This is a genomic window from Rhizobium sp. BG4, assembly GCF_016864575.1.
Taxonomy (GTDB): domain Bacteria; phylum Pseudomonadota; class Alphaproteobacteria; order Rhizobiales; family Rhizobiaceae; genus Rhizobium.
In genome coordinates, this window is the sequence record NZ_CP044127.1 from 631,223 (window position 1) to 644,713 (window position 13,491).

At 59.2% G+C, this 13,491-nt stretch carries 12 protein-coding genes and 3 pseudogenes; all 15 read right to left on the reverse strand.

Annotated elements, in window-relative coordinates:
• Nucleotides 1-1,041 precede the first annotated feature (1,041 nt).
• The 15 genes and pseudogenes from F2982_RS30680 to F2982_RS30745 all read right to left on the reverse strand — a co-directional run bounded on the left by F2982_RS30680 (nucleotide 1,042) and on the right by F2982_RS30745 (nucleotide 13,424).
• Nucleotides 1,042-2,304: a type II toxin-antitoxin system HipA family toxin gene (locus tag F2982_RS30680; RefSeq protein ID WP_112716948.1), complete on the reverse strand. Its 1,263-nt coding sequence runs from the start codon at nucleotides 2,302-2,304 to the stop codon at nucleotides 1,042-1,044.
• A complete protein-coding gene (locus F2982_RS30685) occupies nucleotides 2,301-2,528 on the reverse strand; it encodes a helix-turn-helix domain-containing protein (RefSeq protein WP_112717548.1) in 228 nt (75 codons plus the stop codon). The genes F2982_RS30680 and F2982_RS30685 overlap by 4 nt, the downstream gene beginning before the upstream one ends.
• Before the next feature lie 145 nt (nucleotides 2,529-2,673).
• Nucleotides 2,674-3,255, reverse strand: a pseudogene (locus F2982_RS31965) (HNH endonuclease); the annotation flags it as partial.
• Between the two features lie 104 nt (nucleotides 3,256-3,359).
• A pseudogene (locus tag F2982_RS31970) lies at nucleotides 3,360-3,854 on the reverse strand (intradiol ring-cleavage dioxygenase); the annotation flags it as partial.
• Nucleotides 3,855-3,934: 80 nt separating this feature from the next.
• Nucleotides 3,935-4,144: pseudogene (locus tag F2982_RS30695) on the reverse strand (aldo/keto reductase); the annotation flags it as partial.
• 152 nt (nucleotides 4,145-4,296) lie between these two features.
• Nucleotides 4,297-4,794, reverse strand: a complete 498-nt coding sequence (locus tag F2982_RS30700; protein WP_203431310.1) for a GNAT family N-acetyltransferase — start codon at nucleotides 4,792-4,794, stop codon at nucleotides 4,297-4,299.
• A complete protein-coding gene (locus F2982_RS30705) occupies nucleotides 4,791-5,081 on the reverse strand; it encodes a DUF1778 domain-containing protein (protein WP_203431311.1) in 291 nt (96 codons plus the stop codon). Before F2982_RS30705 ends, F2982_RS30700 begins: the two co-directional genes overlap by 4 nt.
• A gap of 569 nt (nucleotides 5,082-5,650) precedes the next feature.
• A complete protein-coding gene (locus tag F2982_RS30710) occupies nucleotides 5,651-6,598 on the reverse strand; it encodes an ABC transporter permease (RefSeq protein ID WP_199628404.1) in 948 nt (315 codons plus the stop codon).
• Between the two features lies 1 nt (nucleotide 6,599).
• A complete protein-coding gene (locus tag F2982_RS30715) occupies nucleotides 6,600-7,577 on the reverse strand; it encodes an ABC transporter permease (RefSeq protein WP_203431312.1) in 978 nt (325 codons plus the stop codon).
• A 1-nt stretch (nucleotide 7,578) separates the two neighbouring features.
• Nucleotides 7,579-9,060, reverse strand: a complete 1,482-nt coding sequence (locus F2982_RS30720) for a sugar ABC transporter ATP-binding protein (protein WP_203431642.1) — start codon at nucleotides 9,058-9,060, stop codon at nucleotides 7,579-7,581.
• Nucleotides 9,060-10,073, reverse strand: coding sequence for an ABC transporter substrate-binding protein (locus tag F2982_RS30725; RefSeq protein WP_130279691.1), 1,014 nt, complete (start codon nucleotides 10,071-10,073; stop codon nucleotides 9,060-9,062). Before F2982_RS30725 ends, F2982_RS30720 begins: the two co-directional genes overlap by 1 nt.
• Before the next feature lie 142 nt (nucleotides 10,074-10,215).
• On the reverse strand, nucleotides 10,216-10,926 hold the full coding sequence (locus tag F2982_RS30730) for an SMP-30/gluconolactonase/LRE family protein (protein ID WP_348652549.1): 711 nt from the start codon (nucleotides 10,924-10,926) through the stop codon (nucleotides 10,216-10,218).
• A 176-nt stretch (nucleotides 10,927-11,102) separates the two neighbouring features.
• Entirely contained in the window at nucleotides 11,103-11,294 is a 192-nt protein-coding gene (locus tag F2982_RS30735; protein ID WP_112716998.1) for a 4-oxalocrotonate tautomerase family protein, read from the reverse strand.
• A 111-nt stretch (nucleotides 11,295-11,405) separates the two neighbouring features.
• The gene (locus tag F2982_RS30740; RefSeq protein ID WP_130279693.1) at nucleotides 11,406-12,146 is read right to left on the reverse strand and encodes a response regulator transcription factor; all 741 of its coding nucleotides are present in this window, start codon (nucleotides 12,144-12,146) and stop codon (nucleotides 11,406-11,408) included.
• Complete coding sequence (locus F2982_RS30745; protein WP_203431313.1) at nucleotides 12,147-13,424, reverse strand: GAF domain-containing protein; 1,278 nt, start codon at nucleotides 13,422-13,424, stop codon at nucleotides 12,147-12,149.
• Nucleotides 13,425-13,491 lie beyond the last annotated feature (67 nt).

Consider the following 13,491-nt stretch of genomic DNA (forward strand, 5'->3'; position numbering starts at 1 on the left):
CGAAGCAGTGGTCGCGAAGCACGTTTCACCGGCGGATTTTACGATGGGAAGTACCGACGCAAGTGCGCGTCGCTGGGGGTATCTTGAACAAGGACGAGTGTTGCAGCCGACGACCAGTGCCCCGTGTTCGACGCCGACTTACTCGAAGAAGCGCTGAGCCTAGGCAACAATCGGATGTCGCAGGTTCGCAGCAAGATCTCGTCCGAGTGGCCAAGGAGGTCGACAAAACCTGATGGGGACGGCAAAGCTCGCCATCCGCTATGAGACCGCGACTCCGACACCTGGTTTTGCTTGCATTGCGATGGGAAGATCACGGGCGTTCAGATCGCTAAAAATCTGTGGCATTGCCCCGCATGTGGCGCTGCCCCAGTCGACATTTTCGACGCTGCTTTCTGGTGCGAAGATGAAGGCAAATCGCTCCCGCCGATCGGCGATAAAGCGAAATCAGACACTAGCAAACCTGAATTCCACGTAGTCGATGACCGTCCAAAACTTGAGTTGAACGAACGCAACATCGTTCTTCTCATGAGAAGCGCACTCTTAGATGACTCGACGAACGTAAGCGAACGACTGGGGGCGCTGTTGGCCGAAATCACCGTCGATGAAGACAACGACGTTTGAATCTCGCTCGAAGAGGATTTGTGGCCGGATGATAAGGCCCCAACTCAGGCGATCAACGTTGCAGCACAGCGCGGTATCGAAATTGAGTGGGAGACCATGTGGTCGAAGATACCTTTTCACTGACCAGCTTTGGGTGAGCAGACCTCAAGCACCACCGAATACCTGCAAATGTTGCTAGAGGCATATGCGCATTATGCTGTCCCCTCATACAGCGACGCGTAGTCGTTTCAGGCCAACCTCCTCGCTTGAATATCTACCGAGGAGGTTGGTCACGACAAAGCGTACACTCCGGCCCTTCGAAACGAAGGTGGTCTTGCATCTCAGACGAGGAAAGCAGTTTCCGGAGCCGAAGGAAATGATTTGAACCACCGACCCTTTGATCGAAGGACAAGACGCTGGATATCCGCGACCACTAACTGCTTAAGATACATGCTCCGCGGCTCTCTGTAGCAAACCAGCCCGACTTGAGATGACCTTGCGAATTGCACTCAGGATGGGGTGCCTGATCCCCTCGTGGGCCAGTTCTGCAACAAGGGCGTCGGCCTCGCTCACAATCCTTTCCGCCATCTGGGCAAGATCGCGGACAAGGATGCGCTGAGAAGATTTGGTTTCGGGCACGAGTGTCGCCCAATGCTTCAACTGGATCGTGTCGGGCACATCGCGGCCACCAATCTTCATGGCGAGCCTCTTTGACAAGCGGGGATAAACAGCCGTGCAAACGACGTCGTAGATCGGCGCCAGATCCGGTTCATCGGAGCCATAAAGCAGGGCGTAGTTCTTGCCGTGGGCATCAGCGTTGCCGACGAGATAGTGGAAGATCAGCATGCGGATGAACTGCAACCGATCCGCGACGGGCCTCGCGCAGGCGTTGTCGATCAGCCCGAGAGATCGTTCTGTTCCCGGTCCTCCCTCGGCCTCATACTTCAGCTCTGGCGGTACGCTAAGGGCCTGGCAGAAGTCTTCCTGGTGTAGGCGCTCAATGATGCCGTCCGCAGCTTTCGTTCGATCATAACGCTCAACCAGGAGAAAGGCAGTCGCCCCGTCCAGGCGAATCTGAACATGGGGTACGGGCAGCTTGAGGCGGGCGGCCAGCTGCATACAAAAATACTCGTTCTCCACCGTGCCTTCCAACGCCTGGATGACTGGTTTCAAGATATGGGTCGTTGGTCTTCCGTCTCTTGCCAAGGCGATAGAATCTCCATCGACAATGACCGCCAGTTTGTCCTGCGCGCCGGCGAGCGACAGGCGGATGCCCTCGTCTCCGCCAAGCAGAGGCCGGGTCCGCAGCCTGCTGAGAACCTCGTCCAGACGTTCCGAAGTGAGAATTTCGGCTTGGGACTGGCCGGGAGGTTCGGGCGCTGTGCCGGTGGGATAGATTGACAAGGCACCTGCGCATTCGCCGCCGATAACTTCCAGTAGCCCGAAGGCATTGCCTGCCGAGAGGCCGAGCGCACCAGCTAGGCGTTGCCGCGCGCCTTCGTCCGGCAAGAGACCGGAAAAAAACGGGCGCACGACCTGATCACCAAAGGGTTCTTCTTGCAGGGGCATCGAGAACGAGATCGCTCGCGATCGTTGGTCCAGGAGATACGCGCCATCGTAGGCGAAGATCAGTAGGCCGTCGTCAAGCCGGCCGAGCACGCCCGCCTTGGTGTCGCGAAAATAGACGTCCAAGACGCGGGTCACGATCGCGGGCCCTGGCGACGCCCAACGGAAACAAGAAGACCAAGACCGGCCAAGACTTGCATCGCACGGCCAATCTGGCAGCTCTCTTTGCCGGCCTCAAGTTCACGCAGAAACCGTACGCCCACACCAATCGCCCCGGCCAATTGCTCCTGGGTTAACCCTTGCTGTCTGCGCTCCTGACGGATCAGCATGCCGAGAGTTTTTGTATCTTTGATCTTGTCCATAATCACCCCTATCGGGATGATTATATCATCGGATGGCGCAAAAGAAAGACAAAAGAACCGATCGGGATGATTTTCGGATTTTTTTGGCCAACTGACCGAAATAGACCCGCTCGGGACTACATCGCACGACTTACCCTTGCGCTTACTACTTGAAGCAGTTCTCACGGTGCCATCTCAGGAACTGGGGATGTGGCCGCTCGAAGACCCATGCTAGGCATGGTCGCCTTCCCAGTCTTGTTGAGGAGTCCTTGAATGCTGTCAGGATCATTCGCCTGACGCGATATCAGGATATCAAGATCGTCCGAAAGACCAATCAGACCGCGATCAAACATCCAGTGTGCGGTGCCCGAAAGAGCAATTCCGTTGGAAAGAATGTCGGGTCCGCTCGCTTCCACCGGCCCGATATGTGCGGCGTCGACCTCCGCCCGGCCACCACCGTTGATGAGCTTCAATCCCGTGATGGCGGATCGTTTGTCATAGGCGTGAAGAACGAGCCGGCGAAACAGCCGATTTCGAACGATCCGCGACGAGAGTTGCATAACCCGGTCGCGCTCCTGCTCGAACATGAACGGCGCTTGAGCTTCATCTGCAAATCCATCGGCCGCATGCGTCCCCCCGGCTCATCCAGCCGAGGCAGTTCAGGCTCATGCTCGTCTATGCCAATCGATACGATGCGGTTGAAATCTGCTGCGGACATCGGCCGGACTGCAGCCTGCGCCCTGCCGGAATACGGCCCTCTTCAACATCCACGCCATCCCAGCCTGGATGTACCAGGCCGCGGAGACCATAACTGCCGATCCGCCGCCCCAGAAAGACGGAAGCACTCTGCCAAGCATTTCTGGGTTCTCCAGGGAAATGGAGCTGGGTGGTGCGAACGCGCCTACCCGGACGCTGGACTTTGAAATGAAAATGACGCGTTCGGCCGGGATAAAGCGCCGGCATGATGGTGGTGGACCACCAGCGCCCCTTGGTGTCGGCGAACTGGTGCCCACGCAGACGGAAACCCACGGTGTCCTAGGCGCCGTTTTCGTCCGCATGCCAAATCTCAACGCGGCTGCCGCCAAGCGGCTGGCAGCGAATGTCGAGTACGAACTGCGACCGTTATTCGCTCGCCTCCGGGTGCATCCGAATAGAGATCCCGGTTCAGCGGCGAGTTCGGCTTGAAGAAGGGGCCGCCTTCCCGTTCAAGGGTCGGTCCGTCTCCATCGTTATATGCGGGCGTGAGCGGCAGTTCGGGAACGGCCTGCGCAAACGCCTCATTCTCGCCACCTCAACGAGCGGCAGCGTCAGAAAGGCCGTCAGAAGCGCGCGTCTAGTGGAAGGCAAGGCCGGCCTTCCCGTGATTGTGCCAACGTGATGGCGGGTTAATCAATGCGCCGTTACTGCAGGCGCTGCGCGGCATTTGTCTATGCCTCTCGGATCAGGCCGGAATACATATTCTCTTTGCCGATATACCACGGCATCGTGCCGATGGAGCCGAAGCCGGGAATTGTTTTCATGTGCGCGACCATCCGAGCCCGCATGCGCTCGTCCGGAAGAGGTCCTGTCATCGCCTGGACATCGTAACTCATGTGGTCGGAATTGGACGTGCCGCAGAGGACGCTCGTGACGGCGGGGCCGTCACCGATTTTTATCTCCATCCTGCCGCACCTCCTTGACTGGCTGATTGCAGCACTTGTTCTGTTCACTTGCACCTTCTGGATGGAACGAACATCCCGCGCAGCGATGCCGCTCAGCGTTGCTGAAACCGAGCACTCGATGATAGCGTCTACGCGCTCAACGCGTTGCTGAGATCTTTCAATCCGATCATCAGCATCAGCGGGTCAGACGGAGATGGGAGAAATCCAACGGCCTCGTAGAAGGTACGTGCGTCATCTGAAATCGCATGCACCAGCACGCCGCGGATACCAAGTATTTCGGCTGCGTTGAGCAGGCGCAACCCTGCATCACGCACCAATGCCCGACCGATACCGCGGCCCTGATAGGTCCGGTCGATAGCCAGGCGACCAAGTCCAGCGACTGGGATCGGATCTGGCATGTTTCGCTTAAACCGGCCTGGAACTTCTGGTGTCCTCACCGCGCCGGAGGCGAGAGCGTAATAGGCGACGACACGATTTCCGTCGCAAACCACGAAAGTACGAGACGCACCGCTTGCCTGATTAACTCGCGCTCGTCGGCGCAGCCAATCATCCAGTTCTGAAACGCCGGAATCAAATCCGACAAGTTCATGATGCTCGGCCAAAGGGGCAGGCGAAGTGAGGGTCACGCCTCATCCCATGGAGCTTGGGTCAACATTGTGCGTTTCAGACGCGCATTCGGCTTCGCGGGCGCATCAAGTCGGGTAAGGTATTCGGCATACACCTCAGGACTTACCGTGAAGACGGTACGGTCAAGCAGTACTTCCTCGGCGCGGCGTTCAGAGGCTTCCAGCATGAAATCTGTGCGTGTCTTGCCAAGCAGTTCAGCCGCGCGGTCGATAAGATTGCGCGTTGCGGGCTTGATACGGATATTCAATGGAACGCTTGCTTCCAAATTTTTGCGTTTCGTCGGCATGGGCAACTCCAATGTGATAATGCTATAGCGTAACGACACTATCGTTACAAGCCCCGTAACGGTCGTGTCGTTACGGGATTATGAGCTGACACGTACAATGGGCTCTCGATGGGGTGCGAACCACCGGCCCAGTCGTAATAGAGCTATCCAAGGAAATTTCTTTGTAGTGGGCGTCAACCTCGCTCATTTGGATTCACCACTCGAAGCTAGGAGGCAGGCTAATGGCTATGCCTGAGACCTTTGTGCGCGGGATCCTCAACTCTTCGGAAAAGATTACGCTGATCTGACCGTACGGCTCGCATATTACGGACTTCCGCCGTGCAGGGCGATGACTACCACCCAATTGAACGTTGCCAGCAAGCATCTCCGGTCAAGCTGGCAAGATGCCATGACCTCGGGGCCACAACCGGCACCAACACCGCCCTCCTGCACGCACACAGTTCCGATGGTCAGGCTGTTAATCAGCGCCGTTGGATTATCGATACGCGAAGTGCCGAACAGGAGCTTAAGTGATAAACCGGAAACAACAGCCGCGCTCTCACGGTTAACTGACAAACGACACCAGCCCTTTACCGCGCCGGCTTCTGGCCTCCCGCTGCGGTGATGACACCGACAATGATGAGGCCGGTGAGTAGCAGGCGTATGCCTGCGCTGACGCCAAAGGTGTTCAGCATCGTCAGCAACAACACGAGAAAAAGCGCCGCACCCCAGATGCCGGGAACATTCGCCTTGCCGCCGGCCACGGACGTGCCGCCGATGACGACCACCGCAATGGACGACAGCAGGTATTCATTGCCGATATCAACATTGGCACCGCGGAAATAGCCGGCCAGCAGTGCGCCGTTCAATCCCCCGAGCATGCCAGACAGGGTATATGTCAAAAAGCGGATGCGGCCGACATTGACGCCGGCGAGCCATGCGGCGCGGATATTCTGCCCGATTGCCAGGACGGACCGGCCATAGATCATGCGGTTTAGGGCAATCGAAGCGCCCACCGTGAAGAGCACCGTGAACATAGCCAGTACCGGAAAGCCAAGAATCTGGATGTTGGTGAACTCGGCAAAGCCAGGCGGCGGCTTGATTTGCAGCCCGCGGCCATAGCTGATGTCGATCGATTGGATGATGAAGCTTGCCGACAGCGTCGCGATGATCGGTGGGATGCGCAAGGCCCAGATCAGCAGATAGTTCGCAACCCCTACCGCAGCGCCGCTGGCGAGCGCCGCCAGCAGGCCGATCACGATCATGCTGTCCTGCCCGTCCATCGTCTTCATGGCGACGGCACTGGCGAGACCGATATTGGCCGGCAGCGAGAGATCGACATTGCCGGGACCAAGTGTGATGACGAACATCTGGCCGATACCGACGATGACCATGAACACGGCGAGCGAGAGTGCTGCCGTGATCATACCGCCGGCACCGTAGCCGCCGGTAAAGGCGATCGTCGCCACCCAGGCGGCCAATGCGCCCATAAAGGACCAGATCCAGGGCTTTGCAGCAAGAGCCTTCAAACGCGCCATATTACGCCTCCTTGCGGCTGATGAGAGCACGCGCTGCAAGCACGATGATGAGGATCGCACCGTTTGCCGCGACCTGCCAATCCGGCGGAATATGCATGAAGGTCAGCAGCGATGACGCCGCAAGCGCGAGCGTCAGCGCGCCTATGACGGCACCAATCGGCGATACGCGCCCGCCCATGAATTCGCCTCCGCCGAGAATGACGCCTGCGATCGACAAGAGCGTGTAACCATTCCCGATATTGGCATCTCCCGACGAGGTGATCCCGATCAGCGTCAGCCCCGAGAGGAGGCCAAAGCAGCCGGCAAGCGCAAAAAGCGTGACCTTGGTGCGCAACAGAGACCATCCGGCGCGTGCAAGCGCTGCCGGATTGCCGCCCGATCCGCGCAAGATCACGCCATAGGAGGTGCGCATCAGCCCGAAATAGACGATCAGGGCGATGATCACGGCAGCAACGATTGGAAAGGGAACAATGGGCGGCTTGAAGGATGTGATCGCCTGCAGCCAGTCCGGCGCCTTGCCACCTGGCTTCGGCAGGACCAGGATCGCCAGCCCCTGCCAAACGAAGCTCATGCCCAGCGTCACGACGATCGATGGCAGGTTTCGCAGGTGGATCAATGCCCCCAGTAATGCATAGATACCAATGGATCCAAGCAGAATGGCGATGCCGAGAAGCGGCGCATCGCGCAGCCAAGTCGCAGTGACGCAACCGACGAAACCGACAAAAGTGCCAATCGAAAGATCGAGCTCGTTGCCGGCGATCACGAACATCTGCGCGATGGTCGCAAGCGCAATCGGAATAGCGAGGTTCAGCATGAGACTGAAGCCGAAATAGGAAATCGCGCGCGGATTGAGCCAAGCGATCGCCATCAGCACGAGCGCGAGCGACAGTGCCGGCAGCATGGCGCGCAAGGCCCTCGTCCTGCCGGCGCTATTGCGGGCCGCACGCGTGACGGAACGGTCGAGCGAAACGAAAGTCATCCTAATGCACCTCGGCGAAGGAGGATTGAATGATCTTCTCCTCGGTCAGCTCGTCACGCGTCAGGTTAGCGACGATGCGACCGTTCTTGAAGACATAAACGTGATGGCAGTTGTCGAGTTCTTCCGTCTCGGTCGTATACCAGATGAAGGTACGACCGTTTGCCGCTTCCCGGCGGATGAGATCATAGACCTCGAGCTTGGTGCCTATATCGACGCCGCGCATCGGATCGTCCATCAAAATGATATCCGCATCGGAACCGAGAGCACGCGCAAACAGTGCCTTCTGCTGGTTTCCGCCTGAAAGCGACACGATATTGTTGCTCATGTCCGGCGTGCGGATGCCAATACGGCTCTTCCAGATCTCCGCCAACTCGGCTTCGCGTTTCGGCGAGATCAGCAACCGGTCGCACAGCCGCTTCAGCGAGCGGATACCGATGTTCTCGGCAATCGACCACTGCGGAAAAATGCCATCCGATTGCCTGTCTCCGGCAACAAGGGCCACAGGTGCCGTCACCTCGACACCGGTTGTTCCGCGGTTGGCTGCTTTGAATATCGAAAGCAACAAGTCGGTCTGCCCATGACCTGCAAGTCCGGCAAGGCCGATGATCGAGCCGGCCCGGGCGACGAGTTGCGTGCCATCCTTTTGCTGGGCGGGCTTCGCCCTCACACGCGGCGCGCCTGCCGGTTGGACGGATGCAACCACCTGCGCCGAAATCTTTCCCCGGTGCGCGGCGCCGCCCATGGTGGCGACCAGCCTATCCCGGTCGTACGCACCGGCCAGATCAGTTGCGACGACCTTGCCGTCGCGCATGACGACGATCCGGTCTGAGTTCTGCAGCACTTCGCCGAGCACATGGGAGATCAGGATGCAACTTCCTCCCCCCGCCACAAACCGCCGGACGAAGGCAAGCAGCTGTCCGGCAGTGTGGGCGTCAAGCGAAGAGGTCGGCTCGTCCAGAATGACGAGATTCAGCGGATCCTCCGTTACCGTGAAAGCCCGGGCAACCTCGACCATCTGGCGTCGGCCGATCGAGAGATCCGCCACGACATCGGAAGCATCGATGCCATGGTCGGGAAATATCTCGTCGAGGCTAGCGGTAATGAGCGACGCGGCTCGCTGGTGCCAGCCGAAGCCACGCAACGCAGGATGATTGATCCGGGTGTTTTCAGCGACCGAGAGATTGGGACAAAGCGAAAGCTCCTGGAAGACGCAGCGGACCCCAACCTTTTGTGCCCTGGCAACCGAATAATGCTCCTCGACCGTCCCAGCAATCGTCATCCGGCCGCGGTCGATCGTCAACGTTCCCGCAAGCATGTTCATCAGCGTCGACTTGCCGGCGCCGTTATGGCCGACAAGCCCGACACACTCGCCGGGATTGACCTGGAAATCCACGCCATCAAGTGCCCTCACGGCGCCGAAATGCTTTTCGGCGCCGCTCAGGCTGACAATGGGCCGGGTGTCCTCAGCCGGTGCTGGCACCATCACTTGATGTTAGCCTTGATAGCTTTCATCGCATCGTCCTGCGTGTATTCGGTGGTGGCGACGCTACCAGCCGGGATATCCGCCAGATGCTTCTCAAAATCGTCCTGAGTAAAGGCGAGATAGGGCACTAGAAGATCGTGCGGAATGTCCTTGCGGCCATCGAGGACCTGTTGCGCTACCCAGAAGGCCAGCGTTGAAACGCCGGGAGCGATCGACGCCGACCAGGTGGTGTAACCATCCTTGGCCTTCTGCTCTTTCCACCATTGCAGCTCATCCTGCCGATTGCCCATGATGATGGTCGGACGCGGCTTGCCGGCTGCCGCAAAGGCCTGCGCGGCACCATAGCCGTCGCCGCCCTGTGTAACGACGCCGATGATGTCCGGCAGAGAAGGCAGGACGGTCGCCACGGCCTTCTGTGCGGTGGTCTGGTCCCAGTTGCCCGTCACAGAGCTGACGATCTTGAATTCCGGATGAGCGGCGACGCCCTCCTGCAGACCCTTGTGAATGGAATCGTCGATGGATGTGCCTGCCAGCCCGCGGATCTCAAGCAGGTTTCCACCATTAGGGTGGAGCTTCTTCATCTGCTCGATTTCTTGCTTGCCCATGTCCTCGAAGTCAACGACGACACGGTAGGCGCAGGGCTCGTTGACGATACCATCGAAGGAAACGACGACGATACCTGCATCGCAAGCCTGCTTGACGGCGCCGTTCAGCGCATCCGGCGAAGCCGCATTGATGACGATGGCATCATATCCCTGCAGGATCAGATTCTGTAGCTGCGCTGCCTGGGTCGGCACCTCCTGATCCGCCGTCGTAAAGACGTCGGCGGCGCCGACGATCTTATCGGCAACGGCTTTCTTGGTGACGATGTCATAGCTCTTCAGCATCGCCTGTCGCCAGGAATTGCCAGCGTAGTTGTTCGAGAACGCGATCTTCTTTCCGCTGGTATCAGCAAGAGCCGTGCCCGATGCAAGCAGCGCTGCAAGGCCGGCGAGTACGAAAATTTTATGCATTTCAATCCTCCCAATTTGTTCGCATTGAGCGAAAGGCTCTTCCCCCGGTTCCGGCCCTCCGGCAACCGTCATCCGGATGCCGAGGCATCCGTGGCGCCGATCCTCCATCGACGGCCATTCCTGCTAGCCGGTTTCCCGGACTTCAGAACAGTCTCAACCCCGGCACGCGCACCCTCAGTCTATGCAGCGAACTCGAAGCAGTAATATAAAGGCTTTTCAAGTCATCGTCTCCGAAGGCAAAGTTGGCCGTCGGCTCCGGCGTGCGGATGATGCCGAGCGTATGGCCAGACGGGTCAAAGACGTGGATGCCGCCCGGTCCGCAGCAATAGATATTGCCGCAGCTATCGATCTTCATGCCATCGGGCGCGCCCGGTTCCTCACCTTTGGTCTCGGCCCACACGGCGCCTCCCGACAGCTCGCCCCGCGGCGAGATGTTGAAGACGCGGATATGCTGGCGCTCCGTGTCGTTGATGAAGAGACGCGATTCATCAAGGGAAAAACAAAGTCCATTCGGCTGGGCGAAATCGTCGATAAGCAGGGTCAGGTTCGAACCGTCGGGGTCGACCCGATACACGCCTTGAAAGGCGAGATCCTGCGGCCGCGGCACGCCGTAATATTCCATGCGCCCGAACGTTGGGTCGGTGAAATAGATCGCTCCGCCCGTCGCAACGACGATATCGTTCGGGCTGTTCAGCTCCTTGTCCTTGTAGTGCGTGGCAATGATGCTGGTCGAACCGTCGCGCTCGAGGCGCGAAACACGGCTCGTTGCATGTTCGCAGGTGAGAAGACGTCCTTGCCGGTCGAGTGTATTGCCGTTCGCCTTGTGGCTCGGCCGCCGGAAATCCTCGATGATGCCGTTGGGCGGCGGATATACATGCGGTTCTCAGGCATGTCGCTGAAGACAAGCCATTTTTCGTAGGGATGCCAAACTGGACCTTCGGTGAAGCCGAGCCCGCTTGCCAGCGTCTCCAAAGCCCCATCGCCGACGACATCCGCAAAACCGGGATCACGCGCGCTTTTCGCCATATCTCAGCTCTTGGTCGCCTTGACGGTCTTTCCGGCGACGTACCAATCCGTGTCGGCAACATCCTCGAAAACGACCCAGATCGCTTCCTTGGGCAGCTCCGCCACCTCGCTGACCGCCTCGGTGACACGCCGCGCGATCTCGTTCTTGCGGTCCTGAGAATGTCCTTTGAGTATCTGAATATTGACGAAGGGCATAAGGTGTTCTCCCAACATTCTTATCATTGTGCCGACAGTAAGCCACGGATGCGGAATATCCCGCTACGCACGAAGACGCAGAACGGAGTGTGTATTCGCACAGTCTACCCGCTATTCTTTCCGGGTTGCGGTCTGTGCGAGCCACGCATCAAGGCTTTCCTGGGCCCGCCGCAGCGCATCGGCATTAATAAGGCCGCGCGCGAGCGCGAGGCAAATTGCCCGCGTTCTCGAGTTGAACAGAGAACCGCCCTCACCCGCGCCCTCCTCGGGCACGGCGACGCCAAGCTTTTCGTAAAGATGACGAATGCGCGCCTGCGCACCGCGTGTGGAGAGGCCACGCCGCGTGGCGATCGCCTTGTCGGTCAGCCCGAGCGCGACGTCGAGCAAGCTCTCATATTCGCTGTCGGTGATCCCTTCCAGCCGATCCTGCACCCGATGCTGAATGCCTCTGACTTCCCGGTCGATGATGCAGTGTCCCTCGGCGAAGACCCCTCGCAACGCCGACCGCATGCCCTCCTCCGAGGCCGATTTTAACACATAGCCGTAGACCGTGCCGGGCGGCACGATGCGCGCGACACCGCGCACATAGGATTCGTCGGCAAAGTTCGACCAGAAAAGAATATGAGTATCGGCGCGCCGGTGCCAGATCGAGCGTGCGACCTCGATGCCGGTTGCCTTCGGCAACTGCAGATCAAGCACGACATAAGGCGGCTCCCGGTTACGGGCGAGATCCATCGCCACATCACCGCGGCCGGTTTCGATGACCTCGACATTGCCGGGCCAGAGGTGTTCGATGATATTGCGCACGAAGGCCCGATGTAGCCCGTCATCTTCAGCGACCATCACCAGCATTTAGAGGCTCTCCATCGCAGCTGGCGCGATTTCGGGCGGCAGCGTTCCGGCAAAGACCGATTCGCCGGCAAGTGGCACTTCGAGCGCCACCCGTGTGCCGGCCTTACGGCCGGAGCGGCCGATACGCAACCGCGCGCCGATCAGGTCGGCGCGCGTGTGCATATGGCCAATGCCGCCGCTCGCCTGCGGATCGACGCGGAAACAGCCCGATCCGTCATCGGAAACGATTACCCGCAGCAGCGCCGGTGTCGATTCGACGCGCACCTCGATGCAGCCAGGCGTTGCGTGCTTGACAGCATTGTTGATCGCTTCCTGCGCAATACGGTATATCGCCGTCAGTGTCCGCTCAGGCAGGTCATCGGCTGCACCGCCGCTCGTATCATGGATGTTCACTGCAATCGATGGTGTGGCCCGGCTGACGCTCCGGTTAAGATGCGCCTCTATTGCATCGCGCAGACCGAACAGTTCGAGGACGCTCGGCCGCATGTCATCGACGATGTGGCGCAGTTCCGTCAGGCAATTGACGATTTCCCGCTCGAGTTCGGCAAGCTGCCCGGCTCCGGCAACACCATGGCGATGAAGCGCCGACACCTGACGCACCACCCGGGACAGGTCTGCAAGCGTTTGGTCGTGCAGGTCCATCGCAATGCGCCGCCGTTCCCGCTCCATGCCTTCGGTCAGCCGCGAAGCCCCGACGCGTAAAAGTTCCTCGCGATTGCGTGCCGTGCTTTCGGCCAGCATGGCGCGGTGCGCCTCCTCGCTCTGGATCAGGGCGAAGATATAGGGAGCAATGAATTCCGCACATTGCTGGGCGATCTCCAGATCGGCGGGGGTGTAGCAGCCCGGTTCATGGCGGCTGATGTTGAGCGCGCCGATGATGTCGCCCCGTGCGCGCAACGGCACGATGATACGGCTGCGGAGCTTCGCGGCAAAGATTGGTTCGTCGAGCGCACCGACGAAATGAAACCGCTGATCGTGCAGCGCGTCGTCGGTCAAAAGAAAGGGCAGCTCGCCTCTGAGCACCGCGCGTACCGGGCTCAGCTCGACCGGCGGCGGACTGAGCACCAGTTCGCTCCAACTCGTCTGGCAGCCGGTCTCATAACAGATGTGACTGCGACCCTCGTTCAGAAGTATCGCGACGTCGATATGGTCGTGCGGCAACAGCCTGCCGATCTCGACTGCCGTTGCGCGAAACGCTGTCCCCGGATCCATGTGTCCGGCAAAGGCCCTGGAGATCGCCAGCAGCCGATCGACAAGTTCAGCGTCGTTTCCGATCATGCATTATCCTCCAACTCCGTTCTCCCGGCGAAGTCAGGCCGATGATGGCACCTTTCTATCGAGATTG

Excerpts from the sequence above, each read along its gene's own strand:
- F2982_RS30710 (WP_199628404.1), bottom strand. The coding sequence starts at position 6,598 with ATGGCGCGTTTGAAGGCTCTTGCTGCAAAGCCCTGGATCTGGTCCTTT.
- F2982_RS30685 (WP_112717548.1), bottom strand. The coding sequence starts at position 2,528 with ATGGACAAGATCAAAGATACAAAAACTCTCGGCATGCTGATCCGTCAG.
- F2982_RS30735 (WP_112716998.1), bottom strand. The coding sequence starts at position 11,294 with ATGCCCTTCGTCAATATTCAGATACTCAAAGGACATTCTCAGGACCGC.
- F2982_RS30740 (WP_130279693.1), bottom strand. The coding sequence starts at position 12,146 with ATGCTGGTGATGGTCGCTGAAGATGACGGGCTACATCGGGCCTTCGTG.
- F2982_RS30715 (WP_203431312.1), bottom strand. The coding sequence starts at position 7,577 with ATGACTTTCGTTTCGCTCGACCGTTCCGTCACGCGTGCGGCCCGCAAT.
- F2982_RS30720 (WP_203431642.1), bottom strand. The coding sequence starts at position 9,060 with ATGGTGCCAGCACCGGCTGAGGACACCCGGCCCATTGTCAGCCTGAGC.
- F2982_RS30745 (WP_203431313.1), bottom strand. The coding sequence starts at position 13,424 with ATGATCGGAAACGACGCTGAACTTGTCGATCGGCTGCTGGCGATCTCC.
- F2982_RS30705 (WP_203431311.1), bottom strand. The coding sequence starts at position 5,081 with ATGCCGACGAAACGCAAAAATTTGGAAGCAAGCGTTCCATTGAATATC.
- F2982_RS30725 (WP_130279691.1), bottom strand. The coding sequence starts at position 10,073 with ATGCATAAAATTTTCGTACTCGCCGGCCTTGCAGCGCTGCTTGCATCG.